Source organism: Allobosea sp. NPDC055332, from assembly GCF_053645455.1.
In genome coordinates this window covers 1,444,498-1,469,645 of the sequence record NZ_JBSHMO010000002.1, presented here as the reverse complement: position 1 = coordinate 1,469,645, position 25,148 = coordinate 1,444,498, and the positions used below count along the sequence as shown (strand labels likewise).

At 64.4% G+C, this 25,148-nt stretch carries 22 protein-coding genes; 11 read left to right on the top strand and 11 right to left on the bottom strand.

Annotated elements, in window-relative coordinates; genetic code table 11:
• Nucleotides 1-251: 251 nt before the first annotated feature.
• From ACWIGM_RS15635 to gspD, 4 genes are all read left to right on the top strand, one after another.
• Complete coding sequence (locus tag ACWIGM_RS15635; RefSeq protein ID WP_454026828.1) at nt 252-6,683, top strand: FG-GAP-like repeat-containing protein; 6,432 nt, start codon at nt 252-254, stop codon at nt 6,681-6,683.
• Nucleotides 6,680-7,069: a hypothetical protein gene (locus ACWIGM_RS15630; RefSeq protein ID WP_454026827.1), complete on the top strand. Its 390-nt coding sequence runs from the start codon at nt 6,680-6,682 to the stop codon at nt 7,067-7,069. The genes ACWIGM_RS15635 and ACWIGM_RS15630 overlap by 4 nt, the downstream gene beginning before the upstream one ends.
• A gap of 213 nt (nt 7,070-7,282) precedes the next feature.
• The gene (locus ACWIGM_RS15625; protein ID WP_454026826.1) at nt 7,283-7,534 is read left to right on the top strand and encodes a hypothetical protein; all 252 of its coding nucleotides are present in this window, start codon (nt 7,283-7,285) and stop codon (nt 7,532-7,534) included.
• A gap of 157 nt (nt 7,535-7,691) precedes the next feature.
• Entirely contained in the window at nt 7,692-9,743 is a 2,052-nt protein-coding gene (gene gspD, locus ACWIGM_RS15620) for a type II secretion system secretin GspD (RefSeq protein ID WP_454026825.1), read from the top strand.
• Between the two features lie 33 nt (nt 9,744-9,776).
• Here the strand turns inward: gspD and ACWIGM_RS15615 are convergent, their stop codons facing one another.
• From ACWIGM_RS15615 to ACWIGM_RS15600, 4 genes are read right to left on the bottom strand one after another with little or no spacing between them, the layout of a single operon-like run.
• The gene (locus tag ACWIGM_RS15615; protein ID WP_454026824.1) at nt 9,777-10,565 is read right to left on the bottom strand and encodes a hypothetical protein; all 789 of its coding nucleotides are present in this window, start codon (nt 10,563-10,565) and stop codon (nt 9,777-9,779) included.
• A complete protein-coding gene (locus ACWIGM_RS15610) occupies nt 10,562-11,791 on the bottom strand; it encodes a type II secretion system F family protein (RefSeq protein ID WP_454026823.1) in 1,230 nt (409 codons plus the stop codon). Before ACWIGM_RS15610 ends, ACWIGM_RS15615 begins: the two co-directional genes overlap by 4 nt.
• Complete coding sequence (locus tag ACWIGM_RS15605; RefSeq protein WP_454026822.1) at nt 11,788-13,419, bottom strand: GspE/PulE family protein; 1,632 nt, start codon at nt 13,417-13,419, stop codon at nt 11,788-11,790. The genes ACWIGM_RS15610 and ACWIGM_RS15605 overlap by 4 nt, the downstream gene beginning before the upstream one ends.
• 29 nt (nt 13,420-13,448) lie before the next feature.
• Nucleotides 13,449-13,952, bottom strand: coding sequence for a prepilin peptidase (locus ACWIGM_RS15600; protein ID WP_454026821.1), 504 nt, complete (start codon nt 13,950-13,952; stop codon nt 13,449-13,451).
• A gap of 159 nt (nt 13,953-14,111) precedes the next feature.
• Here ACWIGM_RS15600 and gspG point away from each other — a divergent pair, with 159 nt between their 5' ends.
• The 7 genes from gspG to ACWIGM_RS15565 all read left to right on the top strand — a co-directional run bounded on the left by gspG (nt 14,112) and on the right by ACWIGM_RS15565 (nt 18,069).
• The gene (gspG, locus tag ACWIGM_RS15595) at nt 14,112-14,558 is read left to right on the top strand and encodes a type II secretion system major pseudopilin GspG (RefSeq protein ID WP_454026820.1); all 447 of its coding nucleotides are present in this window, start codon (nt 14,112-14,114) and stop codon (nt 14,556-14,558) included.
• Complete coding sequence (locus ACWIGM_RS15590) at nt 14,555-15,046, top strand: pilus assembly FimT family protein (protein ID WP_454026819.1); 492 nt, start codon at nt 14,555-14,557, stop codon at nt 15,044-15,046. The genes gspG and ACWIGM_RS15590 overlap by 4 nt, the downstream gene beginning before the upstream one ends.
• On the top strand, nt 15,021-15,419 hold the full coding sequence (locus ACWIGM_RS15585) for a hypothetical protein (RefSeq protein WP_454026818.1): 399 nt from the start codon (nt 15,021-15,023) through the stop codon (nt 15,417-15,419). Before ACWIGM_RS15590 ends, ACWIGM_RS15585 begins: the two co-directional genes overlap by 26 nt.
• Nucleotides 15,416-16,039, top strand: a complete 624-nt coding sequence (locus tag ACWIGM_RS15580) for a PulJ/GspJ family protein (protein ID WP_454026817.1) — start codon at nt 15,416-15,418, stop codon at nt 16,037-16,039. Before ACWIGM_RS15585 ends, ACWIGM_RS15580 begins: the two co-directional genes overlap by 4 nt.
• Before the next feature lie 122 nt (nt 16,040-16,161).
• Entirely contained in the window at nt 16,162-17,019 is an 858-nt protein-coding gene (locus ACWIGM_RS15575) for a hypothetical protein (RefSeq protein ID WP_454026816.1), read from the top strand.
• The gene (locus tag ACWIGM_RS15570; RefSeq protein WP_454026815.1) at nt 17,016-17,570 is read left to right on the top strand and encodes a GspMb/PilO family protein; all 555 of its coding nucleotides are present in this window, start codon (nt 17,016-17,018) and stop codon (nt 17,568-17,570) included. The genes ACWIGM_RS15575 and ACWIGM_RS15570 overlap by 4 nt, the downstream gene beginning before the upstream one ends.
• Complete coding sequence (locus ACWIGM_RS15565; RefSeq protein WP_454027021.1) at nt 17,548-18,069, top strand: hypothetical protein; 522 nt, start codon at nt 17,548-17,550, stop codon at nt 18,067-18,069. The genes ACWIGM_RS15570 and ACWIGM_RS15565 overlap by 23 nt, the downstream gene beginning before the upstream one ends.
• A gap of 131 nt (nt 18,070-18,200) precedes the next feature.
• On the opposite strand, the gene ACWIGM_RS15560 is transcribed toward ACWIGM_RS15565, so the two are convergent.
• The 7 genes from ACWIGM_RS15560 to ACWIGM_RS15530 all read right to left on the bottom strand — a co-directional run bounded on the left by ACWIGM_RS15560 (nt 18,201) and on the right by ACWIGM_RS15530 (nt 24,966).
• Entirely contained in the window at nt 18,201-19,538 is a 1,338-nt protein-coding gene (locus ACWIGM_RS15560; RefSeq protein ID WP_454026814.1) for an MmgE/PrpD family protein, read from the bottom strand.
• Nucleotides 19,535-20,392 carry a nitrilase-related carbon-nitrogen hydrolase gene (locus tag ACWIGM_RS15555; protein ID WP_454026813.1) on the bottom strand — a complete coding sequence of 286 codons (858 nt, stop codon included), beginning with the start codon at nt 20,390-20,392 and terminating at the stop codon, nt 19,535-19,537. The genes ACWIGM_RS15560 and ACWIGM_RS15555 overlap by 4 nt, the downstream gene beginning before the upstream one ends.
• 58 nt (nt 20,393-20,450) lie before the next feature.
• Nucleotides 20,451-21,341, bottom strand: a complete 891-nt coding sequence (locus ACWIGM_RS15550) for a glycine betaine ABC transporter substrate-binding protein (protein WP_454026812.1) — start codon at nt 21,339-21,341, stop codon at nt 20,451-20,453.
• Between the two features lie 37 nt (nt 21,342-21,378).
• Complete coding sequence (locus ACWIGM_RS15545; protein ID WP_454026811.1) at nt 21,379-22,107, bottom strand: ABC transporter permease; 729 nt, start codon at nt 22,105-22,107, stop codon at nt 21,379-21,381.
• A gap of 1 nt (nt 22,108) precedes the next feature.
• Complete coding sequence (locus tag ACWIGM_RS15540) at nt 22,109-23,215, bottom strand: ABC transporter ATP-binding protein (RefSeq protein WP_454026810.1); 1,107 nt, start codon at nt 23,213-23,215, stop codon at nt 22,109-22,111.
• Nucleotides 23,212-23,865, bottom strand: a complete 654-nt coding sequence (locus ACWIGM_RS15535; RefSeq protein WP_454026809.1) for an ABC transporter permease — start codon at nt 23,863-23,865, stop codon at nt 23,212-23,214. The genes ACWIGM_RS15540 and ACWIGM_RS15535 overlap by 4 nt, the downstream gene beginning before the upstream one ends.
• A 111-nt stretch (nt 23,866-23,976) precedes the next feature.
• Nucleotides 23,977-24,966, bottom strand: a complete 990-nt coding sequence (locus ACWIGM_RS15530; protein WP_454026808.1) for a GlxA family transcriptional regulator — start codon at nt 24,964-24,966, stop codon at nt 23,977-23,979.
• Nucleotides 24,967-25,148 lie beyond the last annotated feature (182 nt).

Sequence of the window (25,148 nt, the reverse complement as noted above, 5' to 3'; positions counted from 1 at the left end):
GGCGCGAATCGCCAGGCCTTAGCGGCCGTTACATCTTTCTGAATTGCAGCGAATCAAGTGCGAGCGCTTTACACGCTCGCAGAAACATCATGCGTGAGCTGATGTATCTTGAGTTTTGACTGCATTGAAAGAGCATGGCGTGCGGCTCTGGCTTTCAAGGCTAGCAATGCTCTGGCGAGCGATATCTTCAGAAAATTGATTACGAGACGTTGCGAGGCGGTGTCATGGCTAAATTGGCGCGCGGCAGGGTTATGTTCAAAGATATTGCTTATGGCGTTGTCGTCAGCGGTTTGAGTTTCGCGATTGCGGTCACGCCGATCGCCCAGGCCTATGCGCAAGGCGCGCCCGCTCTCCCTCAGGTTGTCTTGCCGCCACCGCCAGCGGCCGAGCTTCAGACGCGTTCGGGTGCAGCCCCGCAAGCCGGCTATACGGCGGAGGCGAAGCCGCCCGCCGACTGGAAGGCGGATCCGTTCGCTGGCCAGACGCCGCCCGCTCGCGTTGAGGCGCTTGCCGCGCCAGCCTCGGAAGCCCGCTCTGCCGATGCCGGGCAACGCAAGGCCGGGGAGGCGGGGGCTGCCAAAGCGCTCTCCACCGAAGCCAGCGCCAATTCCGTGCAATCGACGAGCGGCGGCGGTGGAACGCAGACCGGCAATGCCACGCCGGACGGCGCGACGGATCCCAAAACGGTGCGCCCGCCGGATGCAGCCTACAATGGCAGCTACACCTATAGCCTGCCGATCAAGGTGCCAGCCTTCCGCGGGCTCGAGCCGAAGCTGAGGCTGGCTTATGATTCGAACCGCGGCCTGCGGGCCGGCGGCTCGAATCCGGGCGAGATCGGTGTCGGCTGGTCGCTGGGTGGCCTGTCGGAGATCCTGCGGGTCACAGCGGGCCGCGGCGCGCCGCGCTTCGATGGCAGCGACACCTTCACACTTGATGGCGAGGAACTGGTCGCTTGCGCCGGCTCGAGCGGTGCGGCGGGCTGCGCCAGCGGTGGCACGCACGCGACCCGTGTCGAGAACTATCAGCGGATCAAACTCGATACGGCGAGCAACACCTGGGAGGTGACGGCCCGCGACGGCACGCGCTACCAGTATCGCGCGGTGATCGATCCGGCCTTGTCGGTCTCGGGCACGCAAGGGCCCGGTGATGTCACGGATCCGACCGGAGGCTATCTCACCTACTACACCCGCTATCTGCTCTCCGCTGTCTATGACACTTATAACAACAAGCTGGACTACCGTTATTACTGCCACTCACTAAGCTATTGCATCGTCACCTCGATCACCTACCGCAACCAGGATTCAAGCGCTGGCGGCGGTGCAATCTACTTCTACTACGACCAGCGGCCGACCCAGCAGTGGATCACTTCCGCCAGCGGGGCGACGGTTTCGACCGCGTTTTATCGGCTGCGCACCATCGATGTCTGGAGCGGCGACCAGCGCCAGCGCGCCTATCAGCTGAATCACGCAGAGAGCGCGTCGACGCAGCTGTCGCGGCTGGCTTCGGTGCGCGAGTTCGGCCATGACGCCACGCTCGGCGCGAGCAATGAGGTGACCGGTGGCACAGCACTACCGGCGACGAGCTTCGCCTACAGCGATGTGTCGTTCGCGATCGCGGATGCCGGCGGCACCGCTCCTGGCGGCGGCAGTCCCGGTGGCGGCCTTGGCCCAAACACGGCTGCCGTATCGACGCTGACGGGGGACTTCAACGGCGATAGCAAGACCGATGTCGTGGTCGCCGACGGCTCGCAGGCCGCGTTGGGCCCATCCGTGTGCGGCTACGACGGCATTTTCGCTCCCACCCCGATGTCGGCCAAATTGTCCGCGTCGAACGGTACGGGGTTCGCCGCTTATAGCGCCTCCACTCCGGTACTGATGGTACCTTGCAATGCCGACATGCAATGGCTGAGTGGTGATTTCGATGGCGATGGTGCCGTCGATATCCTCGGCATCGCGCGCTACACCACCATGGTTCCCTCGGGCGGGGATAATGATCCTTATCCTCAGCCCGTCGTGCACGCCATGATCTACAGCTATCGGTTGGGCCAGGTGCTCGCCCAGACCATTGGGCTGGGAGGCGGATGTTCGTTTCCTTGTGGTGGTGGCGGCTCCACACTGCCCACCCTCAGCATGATAACGGCGCCTCCCGCGGGAGGCGGGCCTCAGCCGATCGCCGTTGGCGACTTCGACGGGGACGGCAAGGCCGATCTTCTGGTCAACGGAGTGGTCTATCTCGCCGCGAGCGGCTGGACCCAAGCCACAGGCTTCGGCGGCATCCCGCATTACACACAAGGAGGCATGTCGGGCGGGAGCTATTTGACGCGCCTTGGCGATTTCAACGGCGACGGCAAGACCGATGTCGCCCAGTTCGTCGGTGGCTCTGTCACATTGCTCCTGTCGACCGGCAGCAGCTTCGCCACCTCGCCGGTCACGTCGAGCACCTCCTCGTTCTACATCCCCGATAAAGGGTTGCATGTCGGCGATTTCAACGGTGACGGCAAAGCCGACATCGCCCGTCCGGAGGCGGTTTTCACCGGAAGCGCCTGGATGGTGAAGATCGTGGTCCTGGTCTCGACCGGCAACGGCTTCATCGAGCAGGACTGGACCGGCTTCCTGCCCGATCTCTACGGCACCGCCGTCAGCATCCAGGTCGGCGATATCGATGGCGACGGGCGCGCCGATCTGGTGGCTTCGAGCGAGGTCCCGTTTCTGCCAAGCCGGGTGCTGCTGTCACGCGGCAACAACAGCTTCGTCGACTATGCCACGCCGTTCACCGGGCCGGCACAGCTTGCCGACGTCAATGGCGACGGCAAGACCGACGTGGTCCGGGCCACGGCACTCCTGTTTGGAAGCGGGCAGCATCAAATCACCGGGCCGATCTATCTGGTCCAAGGCGCGGCCGCCGATCTCATGACGGGGGTTGCGGGCAGCTTCGGGGCACAGACCAGCATCAGCTACGGGCTCTCCACGGCCTACTCGAACAGCTATTTGCCGTCGGTTCTGCAGGTGGTGACGTCGGTCACCACCAATGACGGCCTCGGCGCGGCCGCCCATTCGGTGGCGACGACCGCCTTCAGTTATGGCGGCGGCTTCTGGGATGTGCCGGAGCGGCGCTTCCTCGGCTTCCGCTATGTCACCGCGACACTGCCCTGTAACGACGGCGACAGCGCCTGTCCGGTCCGCGAATATGTCTTCCGTCAGGATCGCGCTTCGGCCGGCCTGATCGAGACCCTCAGACACCGCGACACGGCGGGTGGCCTCTACCGCGAGCGGCGCGAGTACTACACCGTCAATCCGACGGCGGCGCCCTACACATCGCTGAACACCCAGAGCGAGCAGATCGAGTATTTCGTCAGCGGCACGCGCCGCAAGCTGACGATCCGGGCCTTCGACATCTTCAAGAACGTCACGGTGCTCAGCGAGTACGGCGATGCCGATGTGAGCGGCGACGAGCGCGTCGTTGCGACTGACTATTCGCACAACACCAGCGCCTATATCGTCGACAAGCCCTATCGGCGTCGCGTCTCGGATACCAGCGGATTGCTGGCGGACAGCTACACGCTCTACGGGCCGAGCTATGTTTCGACCCCGGATCGGGCGACGCCGAGCCGGATCATCCAGATGCTCGACGCCTCGAACGGCGCCGACACCTTCTTCACCTACGATGCCTATGGCAATCGCACCGGCGAGACCGATCCGAACAACAAGCTGACGACCTTCGCTTTCGACACGGCCTATAAGCTGCGGCCGGTGACACGGACCAATCCGCTGAACCAGAGCATCAGCACGGTCTGGGACCACCGCTGCGGTGCGCCGTCGAGCACGACCGACCTCAACAACCTCAAGACGACCTACACCTATGACACGCTCTGCCGGCCGGCCCAGGTGACCGAGCCGAGCGGGCGCTGGAAGGCGTTCTCCTATGTCAGCTTGGGGTCTCCAACCCTGCAGCACATCTGGGAACGCGGAAACGCCAAGGATGAGGTCAACGAGGCCTTCGCCAAGACCTATCTCGACGGCTTCGGGCGGGTGCGCTTCGTCGCCAGCAATGGCAAGGACGCGTCGCAGCAGATCAACAGCGAGAACGTCGTCTATAACCGCCGGGGATCGCCGGCGGTGGTTTATGATCCCTACTTCGCCAATTGGGACACGACGGGCAGCTCGGTCTACTATACGACCCATTATTACGACCTGCTCGATCGCGAGATTCTGGTCTACAATGCCGCGATCCCGACGCCGCTCGGCTCCGGCCCCTCGACGGTGACGCGAAGCTATGATTCGTCGCCCTTGCGCTTCAGCAAGGTGACGACGGTCGACGAGCTCGGCCGCACCAGCAGCGTCCACAGCGATGCCTTCGAGCGCATCGGCGCCGAGGAGCGTTTCCTCTCAGGCGCCCCCTCGCGGGTCACCCGCCTCTGGGATGGTCTCGATCGCGTCAAGCGCGTGACCGACCCGGCAGGCAACCAATTCAACTACCAATACGATCAGCTTTCCCGCCGCACCGTCGCCGCCGATCCCAATCACGGCACCTGGCTCTTCAGCCATGACAAGGCCGGCAACCTGCTGACGCAGACTGATGCGCTCGGCCAGGTGACGCGCCTCACCTATGATGGGATCAACCGCCCGACCAGCAAGGTGACGCGTTATGGCACGGCCGGAGCCGAGACCACGACGATGGTCTATGACGAGGTCCGGCCGGGCTCCTACAATATCGGCAAGCTGACGACGCAGACCAATGCGGCGGCTAGCTTCGCCGTCAACTGGGACAAGAACGGGCTGGAGGCGAAACGCACCCAGACTGTCGACGGGCGGGCGCATGCGACCGTGTTCGTGCGCGACGTGCTCGGCCGGCTTTTCACCAAATACTATCCGGACAATGACCGGGTGGGGGACGGACTGCTCAACCGCACCATGCGGTTCGGCGTCACCTATACCTATGACGCGGCCGGCCAGCTCACCTCGATCCCCGGCTTGATCAACTCGATCACCTACAACGCCAAGGGCCAGGTCGAGCGTGCCGTCTACGCCAATGGCGTGACGACGTTGAACACCTATGCCGGCATGAAGGGCTGGCTCGCCGAGATCAAGCACTTCACCACTATCGGCTCGCTGATGGAGGTGGTTTACACCCGTGACATAATCGGGCGCATCCTGACGGTGGCGGTGGATGGCCACCCCGAGGAGAGCTGGACCTACGCTTATGACGAGCTCGATCGTCTGAAGCAGGCGACCAATGCCGAGAGCAGCGCGCTCAGCCGGACGATCGCCTACGACGCCGCTCACAACATCACCAGCATGACCGGCGTCGGCAGCTACACCTATCCGGCGCAAGGAGCGGGCGCGGTTCGCCCGCACGCGGCGACCGCGGCGGGCACTCATGCGATCGCCTATGATGCCAACGGCAATGCCACCAGCATCACCAGGCCGGGGCTGTCGCGGGTCTTCACCTATGACGGCGAGAACCGCCCGGTCACCATCACGGTCAACGGCGCCACGACGCAATTGATCTATGGCCCGGACGGGCGGCGCTTGAAGAAGACGAGCGGGGCGGGCGCTGCCTTGCGCACCATGCTCTATCTCGGCGCCGATCTCGAGGTGCCGCTGGCTGACGGCACGACTGCGGGCGCGCCGGTCGCCGGAGCCTGGCGCAAGCATGTCCATGCCGATGCGCGCCGGGTCGGCACGGTCAGCGCCTGGCTGCACCGTGACCATCTCGCCTCGGTCCGGGTCACCACCGGACCGACCGGCAATTACAGCAAGCGCCAGCACTACCAGGCCTTCGGCGATCTCGCGGGCGCGCCGACCGGGCCTGGCGCCAACGACAACGAAACCAAGGGCTATATCGGCGAGACCCGCGACGACGAGACCGGGCTGATCTACCTCAACGCCCGCTATTACGAGCCGCTGCTGGCGCGCTTCATCTCGCCGGACTGGTTCGACCCCTGGCAGCCAGGGGTTGGTACCAACCGCTACAGCTATTCGGAGAATGATCCGGTTAACAAGAGCGATCCGTCCGGGCATCAGTCCGAGGGGCAGGATGGCGGCAACCGCGATTCAAGCAATGATAATGATGGCGGAGGAAGAAGCACCGCTGGGCGCAGCAGCGAGCGAGATGGAACATCAGCAGCGCTGGCTGGTGCAGGCGCCCCGTCGGCCGAGTACTCCATCGCTCCCGCCGTGGTTGTCGGCGTAGTGGTAGGCGCGCGCATCGCCGCGCACTTCGCTGGCAAGCAGGCAGCCAGGACTGCGGCCGCCGCTGCCGCGCGAGCAGCCGCCACCGCCGGCCGGGCAGTGACAGTTGGAGAGCAGGTCCTCAACGCCGAAAAGGTCGAGGAGGAGGGAAATAAGCAAACTACCGCAACTGCAGGGCAAAAGCCCGAAGCTGCGCCACCGGATCCCGAGGATCCATTGGATCGAGAGAGGCTAGGTATCCCTTCCAATTGGAAGAGCAAAGAAACTAAAACTGGAGTTCAATACACCGATCCCATGAACCCCGATCGACATGTTCGTACTTCTCGTGCTTCCACCGATCCAAGGGCTGCGCCTGGGCAGCAGCGGGACAATGTGAAAGCTCACAATAAAGGAAGCTTTCGTGATGTTAATGGGGCGCCCGCTGACAGGCAGTCTTTTGAATCGCATATTGATGCGAGAGAGTTTAATTTTAACAAGGCGTTCGGGCAATGAGCGATTTACATAAAACTCCTGCCGAAGAGCTTATCGACGCGCTATCTGATATTTCAGATGAATCTAAGTTGTATACAGATTGGTTTATTAAAGGATTTTCGATAGAAGAGACTTTCGAGGATATTTTCGATGCGCCTCATATTGATTGGGATGAACTGGCGCCTAAATCAAAGAATAGTGAAGAATATATTGAGTTATTCAAAATTATGAAGGAGTTGTATGGTAGTAGATTTAGAAAAGAGGAATTAAATGGTCATATCTCTATCGATGAGGTGGAGATTGACGGAACGTGGAGACTTATCCCTAAGCTTGCACGCGATCTGAGGAATGTGGTAGAAAGGGAATTAGCGGGAAAAGCTTCTTTTAGTGGGGACGGAGAAATGTAACATCTTCTTATAATAGATTTCTACAAAATAACTATTTAAAATTACTGAAGCTTGCAGCCCGTCGGAAGATCCAGCTCAATTGTCATTGGATGGCGGCGCCCGGCGCCTGCCCCGGAGCGCGGTCGGTTTGGGCTGCGGCCCCCTGCGTGACAATGGCGGTCACAAGAGCCTCGGGGATGACGGCTGTAGTCGAGCGAGTAGCGCTGGGGCGCCATGTTGCAGTGGTGCCGCCAGCTTTTGGTGACGCGCTCGGCTGCCCAAAATGGAACCAATGCCGGGGATAGCGCGCGCATCCGGACGATCAGCTACGACGCCCATAAAATCACCGCGACGGCAGGGGCGGGCCATACAGATCCAGCGCAACAGCCTGATGCTGTGCGCCCGCATGCGGCGGCGGCCGGCTCTCATGTGATCGCCTACAACGCCAATGGCAATGCCACCAGCATCGGCCTGCGCCGACGCTAACGGCCTGTAGCTCTTCCCTGCGGATAACTCCCTAAGCCGCCTTGTTCCGATCAGCGAGGTCGCCGACAGTCCCTTCAGGTTGCAATTCTGGCTTTCTGGGTGGCGTGAGTTGAGGCGGTCGAGGCACAGCGTCGCAATCTGTCTTGCGGCGAGCATGATGTCGGCTTGCGCGGGCGACAGCGCTCGCAAGCCCGACTCCGCCGGCACCGGCTTCGGCCTGCTCGGGGATCGCGGCGGTGATGTCACCGCCGGCCTGCCGCAGCGCGGCGATCTCAGCGTCGTCGCCGATGGCGGCCGCAGTCTCGATCGCCGCGCCGGCTACTCCGATCTTGCCCAGAGCACCGGCACTGTGCGCAATCCGCGCGGGCGCTCGGCCGAGGCGGTGCTGGAAGGGCCGGACGTCACGCTCAACTTCGTCAACGCCGATACCCAGGAGTTCGTGCGCGTCGTCTTCGACGAGATCCTGAAGGTGACGGCGGTGATCGACCCGCAGGTCACCGGCAAGGTGACGATCCGCACCGCCAAGCCGGTCTCGCGCAGCGCAGCCCTGACCCTGGTCAAGAACGCCCTGCAGGCGAACGGCGCCGTGCTGCTGCAGGATGGTGACATCTTCCGGGTCAGCCGTGCCAGCGGGCGCGAGGGGGCGGGGCAGGGCTCTCGCTCGGAGGGCGTGCGCACGTTGCCGCTGCGCCACATCAATGGCGAGCAGGCGCGCGCCGCGCTGCAGCCCTTCCTCAGCGCCGGTTCCAGCATCGGCGTCCAGGGCCGCAACTTGGTGGTTGCCGGCTCGCCCGCCGATGTCGATGCGGTCGAGCAGGTGCTGGGCTCGCTCGATGTCGACGAGATGCAGGGCCAGTCGCTGGTGCTGCTGCCGCTGAAGGACGGCAGCGCGACCGCGGTCGCCAGCGAGATGGGCCAGGCCTTCGGCTCCTCGGTCAAGGTTCTGCCGATCCAGCGCATGAATGCGGTGCTGGTGATCAGCCGCAACATCGAAGGACTCAACCGGGCCCGGGCCTGGGTCCGGCGGCTCGACCAGCCGGACCGCAGCGACGGGCGCCGCATGTTCGTCTATCCCGTGCAGCATCGCCGCGCGACCGAGATCGCCCAGGTCCTCGGCGGCATGTTCTCGTCGGGTGGACAACAGGGTGGCGCTGCGGTGGCGCCGAAGCTGACGCCGACTTCGGCTTCGACAAACTCTGCGGGCTCTTCGGCATCAGCCGCGGGCGCAGCAGCCACGGTCCAGCCCGCCGCGATGCAATTGCCTGAAGCCGAAATTCCGGCCGCTGCGCAGGGCCCCATGGGTGCGCAGGCGGATACCGGCCGTCAGGACGTCCAGATCCGGGCGGATGCGGCGACCAACTCGATCGTCGTCATGGCCAAGCCGGACGAATTCCGGCGCGTCGAAGCCGCGATCCGGCGGCTCGACGTCGTGCTGACGCAAGTGCTGATCGAGGCGACCATCGCCGAGGTGCGCCTGAACGATGCGCTCCGGCACGGCGTGCGCTGGTATTTCGAGAGCGGGAACCATCGCGCGATCCTGACCGACAGCAATAGCGGCTCGACGGGGGAGACCTTCCCCGGCTTCAACTACACATGGCAGATTCCCAACGCCAAGGTGGTGGTCAGCGCGCTCGAGCAGATCACCGATCTCGAAGTCATCTCCTCGCCGGCCGTGACCGTCCTCGACAACCAGACCGCCAATCTCAAGGTCGGCGATCAGGTGCCGATCGCGACGCGCTCCGCCCAGGGCGTGACGAACCCCGATGCGCCGGTGGTCAACAATATCGAGCTCAAGGATACCGGCATCATCCTGGCGGTGACGCCGCGGGTGAATGCGAGCGGCACCGTCGTGCTCGACATCTCGCAGGAGGTCAGCGACGTCGTGCGCACCACGACCTCCTCGATCGATTCACCGACGATCCGCCAGCGCAAGATCAACAGCCAGGTCGCAGTCCAGAGCGGCACCGAGATCGCGCTCGGCGGCCTGATCTCCAGCCGGCGCGAGACCGGCAAGAGCGGCGTGCCCTTCCTGAAGGACATCCCGGTGCTCGGCGCCGCCTTCACCTCGAATGCGGCGCTGGAGCGGAACCGGACGGAGCTCCTCGTGATCATCCGCCCGACGATCATGGCCAACACGATCGACGCACAGGCCGTGACGCGCGAGATCAAGGCGCGGATGAGCGGCGCGGGGGCGGCGCTCTATCGTTAGAGGAGCAGGGCAGGGCCCCTGGCCGATGGAGCGTCAGATCGTACGCCAGGCCAGAAACTGGACGGCCTGGCGCCCGCGATCGATGCGAAAGACCGCCTTCCGCCGCATCGTCCAGCCATCATTGTGTCGATAGGTACCAGTGAGCGCGATCGTCGTGCGCGTCGAGGTCAACCAGCCCTGCCAGGAGCCGGGAGCTGTTCGCGCAGCAGTTGATCCTCCTGGAGCGAGAGCGGCGGCGCTGCCCGGCGCGGCCTGATCGAGGAACTCGCGCTCGGATACCGTCAGATTGACCCCGCGGGAGCCTGAAAACGTCGTCAGGAAGCGCGCCTGCTCTTTGGCCGTGCGAGCTTCGAGCCGGGCGCCAGTCGGAAAGATTTGCAGCGGATCGGCCACTGCCGCGCGCTGCCTGCGCAACTCCGCCACGGTTGCCAGCACCGCCTCGATGGTGCCGAGATCAGTGCCCGCAGCCTGAAGCGCAAGTTTGATGAGCTCCGGCGGCGCGCTGTTCACATCGACCTTGCCGTCCTCGAAGCCGAGCTGGAAGCTGAACGAACCCGCCGGCGCAGCGGTCGTGCGAGGAACACCATCGGGATCGACGGTCTCGTACAGAAAGATCCGCTCAATCTGGGTGCGCATGGCGGCGTCGAGAACGAGGCGGGCCGAGCCTTGACGGATCTCGATGGCCGCATCGCTCGCCGTCGCAAAGCCGATCGACTGGATCAGGAGGACGGAGCCCGACAAGGTCGCGAGTAGGGCCAGCGCCAGCAGTAACGCAAAACCGCCGTCCATGGCAGAGGGCTGAGCCTCGACGCTGTGGCTCATAGTCCGACCAGATTGTTGATTGCGAGTATCGTCGACATCATCGTATAGGCGATCACGCCGACCAGCAGGCCGACCGCGATCGTCAGCGCCGGACCGAGGGCGCGCGAGAACGCATCCATCCTGCGCCGTCCGAGGCCTTCTTCGACAACTGCGGCCTGCAGCAGCATTGCAGCCAGGCGGCCGGTCCTTTCGCCGACCGTCACGAAGCGCAAGGTCTCCGGCGGGCAGCAGCCACTGGCGTTCAAGGCCTCCGAAATCGGCTTGCCCTGCATCACCAGCATTCTTGCCCGCTCGGCCCGCTCGCGCAGGCCGCGTCGTCCGAAGGCTTCGCTGGCGAGCGCCATGGCCGGCCCTGTCGGCATGCCCTGCTGAGCCAGCGTGCCGAGGGAGCGGAGATAGGCTGCGAGCTCGAAGGCCTGGCTCGCCCGGCCGATGAGGGGCAGGCGCAGGCTGGCCATCTCCACCGCACGTTTTGCGCCTGGCAAGGCGACGAGGAGAGCCCAGAAGGCAGCGCCCGCGAGCGCCAAAATGATCAGGATGGCCCAGCCGTGCTCGCGCAGGAGACGGCTCAGCGCCATGACGGCGACGCTCGCCCATGGCAGCTCCGCGCCGGCTCGCCCTTCGATGAACTGTTCGAGCGCCGGCACGATCGTCACCAGCAGGATCACGACGACGACTATGGCCGCGAGCACGGTGAAGACGGGATAGGCGAAGGCGTTGAGCACCTCTCGGCGGGACCGCACGCGCTCGCTCGACTCGGCCGCCAGTTTCTGCACAGTCGCAGCGAGCGTGCCGGAGGCTTCGCTGGCGCGGATCATCGCGATCTCGCGCGACGGGAATGCCGGGCCGAGCTGCTCGAGCGCACCAGCAAGGCCGGAGCCGCGGCGCAGCGCTTCGACGATCATCGTCAGCTTCGGCTTCAACTTTGGCGGTGCGCTCGCCGCAGTGATCGAGACGGCCTCGGCAATCGGCAAGCCTGCATCGAACAACTGGCCCCATTCTTCCAACAGAGCCGCCCGCATAGGCAGGTCGATCGGCCGCTGTGCCGAAATGTCCTGGTTCAGCCGCTCCCAGAGTCTGCTCCTGCTGGAGTCCTCCCGAAGAGCGAGGATCAGCTTGCCCCCGGCCGCCAGAGCACGGCGGGCCTCATCGGGCGACGAAGCCTCAATCGTTCCGGTCTCGACCGCATGGCTGCTGGTGAGCAGTTCATACCGGTACATCGTCATTCGGCATGTCCGATGACACGAATGACCTCGCTGCGAGTCGTAATGCCTCGCTCGGCTTTCGCGTAGCCATCTTGCGCCAGCGAGACGAAGCCGGATGTGACCGCGGCAGCCAGAATGTCCCGCTCGGCGGCTCCACGTCCGATGAGGTTGCGGATGTCCGGTGTCACTTCCAGCAATTCGGCAATCGTGGTTCTGCCCGCAAAGCCGGTGTCTTCGCAGCCCAGGCATTGAAAGCGCTTTGGCGATTCCGAAGTCGGTGCGGCGGTGATGCCATGGCAGACCGGGCAGGTCTTGCGCAGCAGCCGCTGTGCCAGGACGGCACTGACCGTTGCAGCGACGAGGAAGGGTTCGACGCCCATATCGACCAGGCGGGTTATCGCCGAGACGGCATCGTTGGTGTGCAGCGTGGCCAGCACGAGATGCCCCGTCAGCGCAGCCTGGATCGCGATCGTCGCGGTTTCGCGGTCGCGGATTTCGCCGACCATGACGATGTCGGGATCCTGTCGCAGCGCAGCGCGCAAGGCTCGCGAGAAATCGAGGCCGACCGCGCGGTTGACCTGGACCTGGTTGACGCCCCTCAGGAAGACTTCAACCGGGTCTTCGATCGAAATGATGTTGCGGCTGGGGCCCGAGAGGTGATTGAGCGCGGCGTAGAGGGTCGTGGTTTTCCCCGAGCCTGTCGGACCGGTGACGAGCAGCATGCCCTGTGGTTGGCCGAGAAATCTCTTGATGCCATCCGCAGTCGTCGCGGTGAAATCGAGCGCGTCGAGTTCGAGCAGCGTGGTCGTGCGGTCGAGAACCCTGAGGATCGCCCCCTCGGCGTCGACATGCGGCATGGTGGCAAGCCGCAGGTCGATTTCGCGACCTTGCCACGTCGTTCTGATCCGGCCGTCCTGCGGAACGCGCCGCTCGGCGATATCCAGGCCCGCCATGATCTTCAGCCGCGACAGGATGGCCGGTATCGCACTCGCGGGCGGTGCGGGCTGGTCGCGCAGGAGACCGTCCACCCGGTACCGCAACCGAGCGCCATGGCGGGTCGCGCTGATATGGATGTCGGAGGCTTTGAGCGCCAAGCCGGCTTCGATGATCTGATTGACCAGGCGGATGATCGGCGCGTCGCTGGTGATGTCGGATAGTCGTTCGACATCGGTCGCGATGGCGTCGGTATTGGCGGTCTCGCCACCATCGTCGAAAGACGCAGCGGGCAGGCCTCGAAGAAGGGTTACCAGCGCAGTTGGACTGATGACGACCCGCTGTACCTCGCATCTCAGCTTCGTGCCGATCGCACGCGGCGAGAACTCATCGAGCGGGTCGGTGACGCCGAGCGTCAGAACACCGGCTTCGCGTCCCAGCGGGATGGCGCCGGATCGTTCGATGAAGGCGCGCGTAAGACCTGCCGTATCGATGCGAAGTGCGGAGACATCGCCGGAAAAGGGCGTGACCCCTGCAGCCTCTGACCAGACTTCGACGAAGATCTCGTCGCTCACAAGTCCCAGCTTGTTCAAGACGACATCGATCTTCTCGCCCGAGCGCTCCGCTACCCGGGCCGCCCGGTCGAGATTCTGGCGGTCGAGCCTTGACCGCTCGGTGAAGCGCGACACGACCTCGCTTCGGAGATCGGCCGTCATTGCGATGTCAGGGGAGGTGGCCGGGCTAGTCAAAGCTGGACTGCCCCTGCCACAAATCGTTGCAGCAATTGACTTGGGGCGATGATCGCGACGGCCGAGCCCGCGATGGCAAGGCAAGGTCCGAACGGGATGATCCGCTTCCCGCTGTCGGCTCCGGCCACCGCTCTCAGGGCAAAGACGATAAGGCCGATCAGCGCCGCGCCGAGCAGCATCCAGGAGACATCGAAGGCGCCAACCCATGCACCGATGGCCGCGGCGAACTTGATGTCCCCGCCGCCCATGGCCTGCATCCCAGCCCGCCGGCTCGCCACAATGGCGCATATCAACGTCAGCCCTCCGGCGAGAAACATGCCGAGAACGGCAGAAGCCAGAGATGTCCGAGAAAACAAAACAGCCAGAAGAAGCGCCGCAACAGCGATGGTGGCCGTCAGACTGTCCGGCAGCTTCAACGACCGCATATCGATCCAGGAGGCCCATCCAAGGCATCCAAGGATCACCGCATGCAGTGCCGGCTCAATGACATTAATGGCCATCCAGCCTGCCTCGGTGGACCCTCAGCTCCAGTCAGTACCACGAGGTGGAACGATGCTGCGCTCACAACCGCGGATATCCACAACGGCTTGAGCTGTCGTCATTGTATTGATGCAGCTAACGCAGAATCTTAGCAGCGATTGAGATGGGGGCCTTGCTGCATGTTGGATCGATCGCAGGCCAAACGGGCGCTTTTGCGCGCGCTTGGCGATGAACGCGGCATGACGATCCTCGAGGTCCTCGTTGCTCTGGTGATTGTCGGGCTGCTTGCAACCCTGGGCTCGATCCAGCTCTTCGGTCTGCTCGGCCGTGCCAAGTCTGATACGGCCAAGCTGCAGATTCGCGAGCTGACGGCCGCGCTCGATCTCTTGCGCCTGGATCTCGGCCGTTACCCGAACGAGGAGGAGGGGCTGAAGGCGTTGCTCGAGCGGCCGGGAAATCTCGAGGGATGGCGCGGACCATATCTCAAGACCGAGAAGGCGCTGACAGATCCCTGGGGGCGGCCTTACCAGTATGGCCGCGCGGCTGAGAATGGCGAGTTTCGTGTTCGGTCGCTCGGAGCCGATGGAGCGCCTGGGGGGAGCGGCGAGAACGCTGACCTGCTGTGACAACTGCCGATCATTGCATCTCCAACTCAGACCGGCGACCAGCTCCGCTGCTGGTTGAGCGGGATGGCTTCACGATCCTTGAAGTCCTCGTAACGCTCGCATTGGTGGCGATCACAAGCGCCGGATTCGGTATCGCGCTGCAGTCAACCGCGCAGCGCTCGGCTCTGGATCAAGGGCTCTCGACCCTTCGCCAGATGGCCGCGCTCGCTCGCGCGGAAGCGATCAATTCCGGCAGTGCCACCGTGCTGACAATCGATTTGGTGCAGAGCGCCTTGAGCATCGTCGCCCTTTCCCGGCGGATGGAAATGCCTGCAGGTACCTCGCTGCGCGTCGTAACGGCGAAGGAAGTGGGGCAGGGCCCCCAAGCTGCCATCGCCTTCTTTCCCGATGGCTCATCCAGCGGTGCAGAATTCTGGCTGACCAAAGGCTCCTTTTCCGCAAAAGCCGTGCTCGGCTGGCAGAATGGCCGGTTCCAGAATGCTCAGTGAAGCAATCACGCGGCGAGATGGCTTTACCAGCTTCGAAGCGACCGTGGCGCTCGCGATCAGCGCTGGCGTGATCGGTGTTGCGTTGACGGCATTTTCGACATGGGCCGATCGGGTCGCCAACACCGAGCGTAGACTGCTCGCGATCAAGACGGCCGAAGCATTGATTGCGCGCATAGGGCTCGACCTGCGCCCTGTGGCTCAACAGCACCGCGGTATCCAGGCTAATTTTACCTGGGAGTTCGAGCTGGGGCTTGCAGGCACCTCAAAGCCACCCGGGCAGGGTTTGCAGGCTCGCTTTATCGCGCGTGAGCGTGAATCCGCGGCGCCATTTGTCATGCTTGAGGTCCCGATCGCACCGGCCATCGCGCGATGAGCGACCTCGATCATTGCAGAGAGGCCGGCTTTTCGTTGCTCGACACTCTGGTCGCGCTCGCTGTGACCGCTTTCGTCGGAGTGGCGGCAACAGCTGCGATATTCCTGGCGATGCGGACCTATGAGGGCGTGCGCGATACCGCGGCTCGAACCACATTCCTGCTGGATACCGACCGCACCTTGCGATCACTCCTCGATAGGTTGGCGGTGTCTTCGATCGAGCGATACCAACCGAGCTTCTCGGGCACAGCGGCGGGATTTACCCTCGTTTCCGCAGGCCCTGAAGCGCTTTTGGCGGATTCCGTCAGGCCGATCAGCGTCCGCGTCGACAGCAGTGGTAGCACCTCGACATTGTCGCTCGAACGAGCGGATGCCAACCGCCACGATGGCTTTGCATTCGCTCATGCAAGCTTACGCTTTTCGTATTTCGGAGCGCCGTCGCGAGACGAGGAAGAGCGCTGGTTGGAGCGTTGGGAGCGGCGAGATGCCATGCCCCGCGCGTTGCGGCTTATCGCCAAATTCGCAGCGCGGCCGTCTGAGGTAGAGCTCGTTTATCGTTTAAGTCCCCAACCACTCGCCTTCTGCCTAACGGAACAATGCCTCAGGACGGCGGGTCAGTAATGGCAGCGGGCCCTATCAGCACGGTCTTGCGGATGGCGGCGCGGTGGCAGCCGCGCCAGATAGCGGCCGCGGCTTGGTCTTCGCTGCGAGGCTGGTTGAGCCCGTCCCCTGAAACAGCACTCTTGAGCGAGGAACTCTCGTTCATCGGCCCCCAGGATTTAGCCTCGACCGCCGCCGACGCTTCCCGCACTGTACCGCCCAAGCCGGCGCTCAACGTGCTCGAACTGCCAATCCACGATGTGCTTACACAGACCTTGAGCCTGCCGGAGCGGCTGCGGCGACATCTTGATCAGGCGATCGAGCATAACCTGTCGCAGTGGAGCCCCTTCTCAGCAGATGAGGTCCTGGTCGCGCATCGTGCGGGGCAGACTAGCGGCCCAACCTTCGATCTCGATCTGCGCTATGTGCTGCGTTCGCAGGTGCAGCCGATCATCGACACGCTGGCTGCTCGTGGCATCCCGCTGACGGCCGTTGCGCTTGGCGACCGCGCCTGGCTGTCGGTGATCGACAAGGCAACGACCGATGCGCTGATCCGTCGGCGACAGCGTGTGCGGCTGCTGTCGCTAACGGCGGTGCTTCTGTTCTTTTGCCTCTGGCTTGTCATCAACTGGCGCCAGGAGGCGGAGCTGCAGCGCCTTCAGCAGAGCCGATTTCAGACCATCTCCCAACTGCGCCAGATCGGCGACGAGATCGCTCAGCTGCGCAAATTCCAGGATGCTCGCCGTTTCGTCACCGACCAGGCCGATCGAACATTAGGGGACGTGGTATTGCTGCTCGCGGAGACGCTTCCGCCATCCGTCGCTCCACGTGCGCTCACAGTCGAACGCGGCGCCTTGCGCCTGGTTGTGCCCTCGGATTTGGCGGAGACCGCGCGTGTCGCGCTCGTTGGCAAGGCTGGCATCGAGAAGGTCGCCATCGAGCGCGGGTCGCAAGACCAAGCAACGATCACGGCGGTTCTCGTTTCGGCGAAGCCGCAATGAACCGCTTCTCCTTGCCATCGGCGAAAGAGATTCTCCGGGCCGGTCCATGGCTCGGCAGCGGTCTTCTGATCTTGGTTGCCGTGCTGGGAATTGGCTTCAAGGCGTTGGAAATTGCGTCCGAGCGCTCCGATTTCGACTCGGTTACGCAGCGCCTGATCCAGGCGAGGACCTTGCGCACCCAGTTGAAGTCCGAGAACGATCCTACAACGATGCCCTTCATTCAGCCGTCGCCGCAAAGGCCGCTAGCTACGGCCTTGCGCCAACGGCTGGAGCAATCCGGCACGGGCTCTGGTCAAATCGCCCAGCTGCAGCTTCTGGAGCGCCGTCAGGCCGAACGTTTTGATATCAGTGCCTTTAGCTCGACGATCCAATTGTCTGCGCGCGAGCTGGAACGCTGGTTGTTCAACCTGGAGCGGCTGCCGCCGGCAATGTTGATCGATCGCGTCGATGTAAGGCTGGCAACGCCACAAGCTGTCCCGACCGAGTCGAGGATGCTGCAGGTCACAGTGAACGGGCGAGCTATCGTCGATGATCAAAATCCCAGGCCTTAAGCGGCCCGGCTCTCCGGTGCTCGGCCTCGTTGCCTTGAACGGTACTCTCGCAGCCGCCATGCTGGCGGTCGCGTTCTGGCCATTCAGCGAGGAAGCGATCCGATCCGGGCAGGCCACCGTTTCGGCGGCTGCGGCTCAACCGCTTCGCACAGCTTTTCTGGCTCCGCAAAACCCACTATTCGCCCGGAACTTCATTGTCCCCGCCCCGCAGGTTACGAAGACGGCGCTGCCTGCGGCCAGCGTCGCGCCGGCGCTATCTGACTCGGAGAATCGGCCACTACAGTGGCGAGTGACCGGGATTATCATTGCGGGAAGTGCGCCGCCGATTGCCCTGATCGAGCGGAATGGCCAGACAGCTGAAGTTCGACGAGTGTCGGTGGGCACTGCCGTTGAGGACTGGGTCGTGGAGCAAATTGCTTCGCGCACCGTATCGTTCAGGCGCGGGACAGCGTCGGTGTCCGTGTCCTTGGATCCGAGCAGCCATCCCAAGACTGAATAGTCTTTCCGCCAAATGCGAAAGCGAACTGCCGCATGTCCTGAGTCTGCCTAGCGCCAGAAGCGGACGTTGGCGGACGGCCTGCAAGCGGACATTCGCAGATGCTGAAGCAGCGGCCGTGCGACGGCTCCGATTCAAATCGGCGCAAACAGACTGCTGCTTATGTGTTCTGTCTTGCAACTTTCGGCGAGCGTCATGCAGTTTTCGCCGAGCGTCGCGCTGCGCTCCCTGCCGAGTACGGCGGCAGCGGAATTGAACTTCGAGAGCATGGCGACATCAGACAGGGGGTGCTTCCGATCTCCGCGAGCGGTCACGGCTCCGGACGCTGCGACTCGGCCCGACTTCATGACAATACGTAGCCGCGCCAGCCTCTCCACGGGAAAACGTCGAGAGAATTCGGGGCTTTCGACGAGCCGAATACGCCGCAGCATGTCGCGGATAGCGGGATCGCCTAATCCATCGGCGCCGATCTCATCAGCTCCGAGCCGGCCGCGAACGATGTAAGCGGCCAGCGGGAAGCCGATGGCATATTGCGCGGCCTCGGTCGTCGCTGGGAGCTGCGCGCCCAGGCGCACCGCCTCATGGAAGGTCTCGACCTCGATCCGTTCGATGTCGGATGCCGCAATAGCGTGCTCGGACAGGAGGCGACTCGCAGCCTCGATCGCCGGCTGTGCCCAGCGGCAGACTGGCCAAGGCTTGAAATACTGGTCGAGGATCAGCCAACGCTCGCCGAGGTCCGCCCAGATCGCTGCTTGATCCGGCGCCTCCATGGTAATCGCCGGCGCGCCGGTGAAGCCGTCCTTGGCCAAATAGGCGGCGCTGACGCCGGCCAACGCGCCCCAGCCCGAGCCATCTTTGACCATGGTCGGATGGTCGATGCAGCGCATCATCTGGCTGCGCGGACCGTGATACTCGGCGATGCCGAGCGCGTGGCGGGTGCGCTCGCGATCGAGGTCGAGCAGGCGGGCGGCGATCGCGGCACAGCCGAGCGCGTTCCAGGCTCCTGAAGTGTGATAGTCGCAGGCGCTGGCATGCAGGGCGATGCCCGCGCGCGTCGCGATCTCGTAGCCGAGAACGAGGCAGGTCAGCAGCGCCTCGCCATCGAGACCTCCATCATCGAGCAGTCCCTCGGCATCGGCGACCGCGAGCAGCGTCGGCAGGATCGCGACGCCGGCATGGCCCTTGGTCAAAGCGTGACCGTCATGGGCATCGAAGGAATCGATCGTCGTGGCCCCGGCGAAGGCCGCGCCGGCGGCGCTCGCCCGACGCCCGTCGAAGAGCAGGCGCGCGCCCTTTCGTCCGGCGCCGAGATGATCGACCGCGAAATCATGCGCGATGCGGGACAATTGCGTTTGCCGCCCGCTGATCGCGACACCGACCAGATCGAGCAGGCAGCGGCGCGCCTGATGGACGACCTCCGGCGGCAGCTGCGCGAAACTCAGGCCGTGGATGAAGTCGATCGGACCGGTCATGAGCGCAGGCTTTCGCTGTTCGAGATCAGGCGGCGCAGCAACCCACCGACCAGAGCGGGGTCGCTGTCGCGGGCAGTCGGCAGACGCTGCCGGGCCGCTTCGCCATCGACTTGCGACAGCTCCGCCATGATGAGTTCCGGCACTTCTCCCGCCCGCGCCAGCTCATGGCCGGACGCATCGAGGATGCGCGATCCACCCCAGAATGCCGCGCCACCGCGCCTGCCGCAGTGATTGGCGAAGAGCGTCGGCAGGCCATACGTCATCGCGCTATGGGCGAGGTTGATCGCCCAGCCGCGAGGATTGTCGAATCCGTCGCCGACCGCTGCGAGCGCCGAGGCTGCCGACAGCAGTAGAAGGTTGGCGCCGCCGAGCGCGGTGAGCCAGGGCAGCGCCGGGTTCCAGGCGTCGGCGCAGATCAGCGTGGCGGCACGCCAGCCCGATGCGAGCTCGGCCGAAGAAAGATCACTGCCCCGCGAATACACGCGGTCCTCGCGCAGGGCACCGTAACCCGGCAGATTGAGCTTGCGGTGGATCGCGAGCAGCTTGCCGTCGCGGAAGAGGCCCTGACTGTTGAAGAAGCGGCCCTGTTCGCCGCGCTCGATGAAGCCGGCTGAGACCGTGATGCCATCAGCCGCCTCGGCGAGGCGCGCGAGCAGGTGGGCGTCCTGTCTCAGAGCCAGCGCCTCGCAATCGGGCGCGGCGAGATAGTCGGTCAACGACAGCTCGGGGAACAGCAGCAGCTCGACGCCCTCGCGACGCGCCGTGTCGATGGCGTCAAGGTGCGTGGCAAGGTTTGCGGAGAGATCGGCCGGCTCGCACTGGATCTGGGCGACCGCGACCTTCAGCGATGACATGTAAGCCTCGCGGGAAGACCGGAGGCACAATGCACCTCCGGCCCTGGTCAGGGGTGGCTCAGACCAGCGACTGCGCCTTGAGGAAGCCGGCGGCGACCTCCTCGATGCTCCTCTTGTCGACATCGACCGAGGCGTTGAGCTTGGCCATCGTCGTATCGTCGAGCCTGGCGGAGAGCCCGTTCAGGATCTCGGCGAGCTTGGGGTTCTTGTCGAGCGTCTCCTTGCGGATGACCGGCGTCATCGCATAGGTCGGGAAATAGCCCTTGTCGTCGGCCAGGATCACGAAATCGAAGGCCGGCACGCGCCCGTCGGTGGCGAAGACCAGGCCGATCTCGACCTGAGAGTCGCGCAGCGCCTGATAGATCAGGCCGGGATCCATACGGATGATGTTCTCGCGCCCGAACTCGAAGCCGTAAGCAGCCTGCAACGGGTTGAGACCGTCGGGGCGGGCATAGAATTCGGCGTTGCAGCCGAACTTCATCGCCTGGCCACCCTTGACCTTGCCGGCAAGGTCGGACAGCGACTTGATACCCTTGGCCTCGGCGTCCTTTCTGCGCATGGCGAGCGCGTAGCTGTTGTTGGCCTTGGATGGGTTCAGCCAGACGAGGCCCTTGGCGGCGTCGAGCTCCTTGACCTTCGCATAGGTCGCGGCCGCATCCATCTTGTCGGCGACCTTGTTGAAGGTGATCAGCGAGGTGCCGGTATACTCCCAGTAGACATCGATCTGCCCGGCTTCCTGGGCTTGGCGCAGGGGCGCGGTGCCGAGGCCCGAGCGCTTGTCGACGGTGAAGCCCTTGGCCTTGAGCAGCTGCGTCGTCATCTCCGACATGATCTGCTGCTCGGTGAAGTTCTTGCCGCCGACGACGACGGTCTGGGCCTGCGCGGCAAGCGGCAGGGCGGCGAAGGCCAAGGCGGCGGAAACGAGCCTCAGGAAACTGCGCTTGTGCATGGTCGTACTCCCCTGTTCTGGTTGATTGGACCGCTGCTCAGCGCAGCGGGTTGACGCCTTTCGGGATCAGCCAGAACTGGATCTGGCCGATCAGGAAATCGACGAGCACGGCAAGCAGCGCCGTCGGGATCGCGCCCGCCAGCAGCATGCTGGGCTCCATCAGGTCGATGCCGGTGAAGATGAGTTCGCCGAGGCCGCCGCCGCCGATCAGGAAGGCGAGCGGCACCGTGCCGATATTGATGGCGAAGGCGGTGCGCACGCCGGCGAGGATGACGAAGACGGCGTTGGGCAGTTCGACCCGCCGCAGGATCTGGCCCGGCGTCATGCCCATGCCGCGCGCCGCCTCGATCAGATGCTGCGGCACCGAGCGCAGCCCGGCGATGGTGTTGAGCACGATCGGCAGCAGAGTCAGCACGAACAGTGCGAAGATGGCAGGCGGCGAGCCGATGCCGAGGAAGGACATCGCGATCGCAAGGAGTGCGAGCGTCGGGATGGTGGTGCCGAGATTGACGATCTGCGTCACCGCGTCGGCGAAGATCTCGAAGCGCGGACGCGTCAGCAGGATGCCGAGCGGGATTCCGACGACAAGCGCGATCGCGCCAGAGGTGGCCGCGAGCGCGAGGTGCTGGCGGATGAGATAGGTGACATCCTTCGAATGGCTCAGGATCGCAGGGATCGTGCCGCGCGCCTGCAACCAGGCGCCGAGCGCGAAGGCGCCGAAGACGACGAGCCAGCGAAGCGTTCCTGCCAGGCCGCCGCGCGCCATCTCAGCTTTCCCGATAGGTCGCGCCGAGCACCTGGGTGATGCTCTTCTGGGTGACATAGCCCTTGTAGAAGCCGTCATCGTCGACGCAGGCGAGCCAGGTCACACCGTGGGTGAACATCTGCGAGACGGCGGTGCGCAGGTCGTCGCGAATGTTGACGACGCCGGGCAGCGGCTCCTGGTGCTCGCCGACCGTGCCCTTGCGCTCGCGCGCCTCCTCCAGCCGCACCACGCCGCGGGCTCGGCCGCGTGGGCCGACCATCACGATCGAGACATGGCCGTGCTCCTCCATCAGCCTGACGGCGGTGTCGAGCGTGTCCTCGGCGCGCACGCGCGGAGGCTCGGCCATCATCGCGTCGGCGACCTTGATTAGCCGCAGCCGCTTCAAGGTCCGGTCGGAGCCGACGAATTCGGAGACGAAGGCATCGATCGGATGGGCGAGGATGTTGTCGGGCGTGTCGTACTGGATCAGCTTGCCGTCGCGGAAGATCGCGATGCGGCTCGCCATCTTCACGGCCTCGTCGATGTCGTGGCTGACGAAGACGATGGTCTTCTTCAGCTCCGCCTGGAGCTTCATGAACTCGTCCTGGATCACCTCGCGGTTGATCGGGTCGATCGCGCCGAAGGGCTCGTCCATCAGCAGCACCGGCGGATCGGCGGCGAGCGCGCGCACCACGCCGACCCGCTGCTGCTGGCCGCCGGAGAGCTGCTTGGGATAGCGCTTCAGGAAGACAGACGGGTCGAGATTGACCATGTCGAGCAATTCGGCGGCGCGCTTGCGCGACTTCGCCGCCGGCCAGCCGAGCAGGTCCGGCACGACGCAGATGTTCTCCTCGATCGTCATGTTGGGGAACAGGCCGATCTGCTGGATGACGTAGCCGATCGAGCGGCGCAGCGTGACCTCGTCGACAGCGGCGGTATCCTTGCCGTCGACATAGATCTTGCCCGAGGTCGGCGGGATCAGCCGGTTGATCATCTTCATCGTCGTGGTCTTGCCGCAGCCGGATGGGCCGAGCAGGACGCAGACGGCGCCGGCCGGCACCTCCATGTCGATGCGGTCGACGGCGATCATCGTGCCGAAATGCTTGGAGACCTGCTCGAGACGGATCATTTCAGCCTCAATCCCGGCGAGGTGAGCAGGCGCTGCGCGAAGAGCAGGCCGTAATCGGCGATGATCGCGAGCAGGCTGACGGCAAGAGCCCCGGTCAGGAGCTGGCGGATGTCGGTCTGCGAGATGCCGCGCGAGATGAAGGTGCCGAGCCCGCCGGCACCGATATAGGTCGCGATCGCGGCAATCGCGATGTTCAGCACCACGGCGCTGCGGACCCCGTTCAGGATCACCGGCAGCGCCAGCGGCAGCTCGACCCGGCGCAATCGCTCCAGCGTGGTCATTCCCATGCCGCGCGCCGCCTCGCGCAAAGCCGGGTCGACATTCATGATCGCCGTGTAGGTATTCCGGATGATCGGCAGCTGCGCATAGAGGATCAGCGCGATCACCGCCGGCAGGTAGCCGATGCCGTGGCCGATGGTCGAGAGCAGCGGGATCAGGATGCCGAACAGCGCGATCGAGGGGATCGTGATGATGATCGAGGCGATGTAGAGGACGAGATCGGCGGCGCGCTTGCTCTGGGTGATGGCGATGCCGGTCGGCACACCGGTCAGGATCGCGACGCCGACAGAGACGGCGACCAGTGAGACATGCTCGAGCATGCGCTGCCCGATCACCGGAAGATTCGCCATGATGAAGGCGATCGTGTCCACAGCCGCTCCCCGCCGACGGTTATCCGTCTTGCAGCGAAAGTGTCGATCAGAACCGTTCCAGCCTCGGGCCGGGAAAGCGACATCGCATGTCGCGCTTGCGACCTGCCGTGCTCAGGCTGTCGAAGCCACCGCCTCGTCGGTGACGGGCCGCCCACGCAATTGGCTTGGCCGCACGCCCTGCAGCTTCTTGAACCAGTGGGCGAAATGCGAGGTCGAGGTGAAGCCGGCCGCGATCGCGACCTCCAGGACCGGACGGTCTGAATAGAGCAGCAGCTCCCGCGCCCGGTCGATGCGCAGGGTGAGGTAATAGCGCGCCGGCGAGCTCTGCAGATAGCGTAGGAACAGCCGCTCGAGCTGGCGCGGGCTCATCCCGATCTTCTCGGCGATCTCGGCGATCGAGATCGTGTCCTCGACATGGCGCTGCATCAGGCGCACCGCGCTGCGCACCGCCGGCGGCAGGCTCGACATCCGCTCCAGCCGGCCGCCGCTCTGGTTGTCGCGCTCGTCGCGGATGCGATCATGGTGGAACTGGTTTGCGACGCGGCGCGCGAGATCGGCGCCATGGCGCTCGGTGATCAGGTGCAGCATCAGATCCATCGCGGCCGAGCCGCCGGAGCAGGTCAGGCGGTCGCGGTCAATTTCATAGAGCTTGTCGGTGCAGACGAGGTCGGGGAACTCCTCCTGGAAGGCGGGGCGGTTCTCCCAATGGATCGTCGAGCGATAGCCGTCGAGCAGGCCGGCGCGCGCCAGCAGATAGGTGCCGGTCGAAAGCGAACCGACCCGAACGCCGCTGCGCACCGCCTTGCGCAGGATGGCGAGATAGCGCCGCTCGTCGACCGACTGGATGCGCAGGCCGCCGCAGACCAGGAAGTAATGCGAGCCGGGCAAGGCGGTCTCGGCCGGCTCGGTCGGGATCGGGATGCCGTTCGAGGCAGCGAGGACACGGCCGTCGAGGCTCGCCAGCCGCCAGCGCCAGGCCTCGCGATCGATCAGCCGGTTGAGCGAGCGCAGCGGCTCGATCGCCGCGGCCACGCTCATCATCGCAAACCCCTCGACGAGCAAAAGGGTGACGGTCTGGGTGCCGGCCGGTGCCTCGCGCATGCTTCGTCTCCTCCCGCGATGATCAGGCCTGGAGCCGTTCGAAGGAAATCGGCTTTCCGACATTATTGCAATGAAAGCGACATGCCGTCGTCGCAAAGCTTGCCGGCGAGGTCGGAATGCTCCGGCCCCGTTACCCTCGAGCGGCGCAAGATCGCGGCATCCATCCGCAGGGTCTTCAGCCG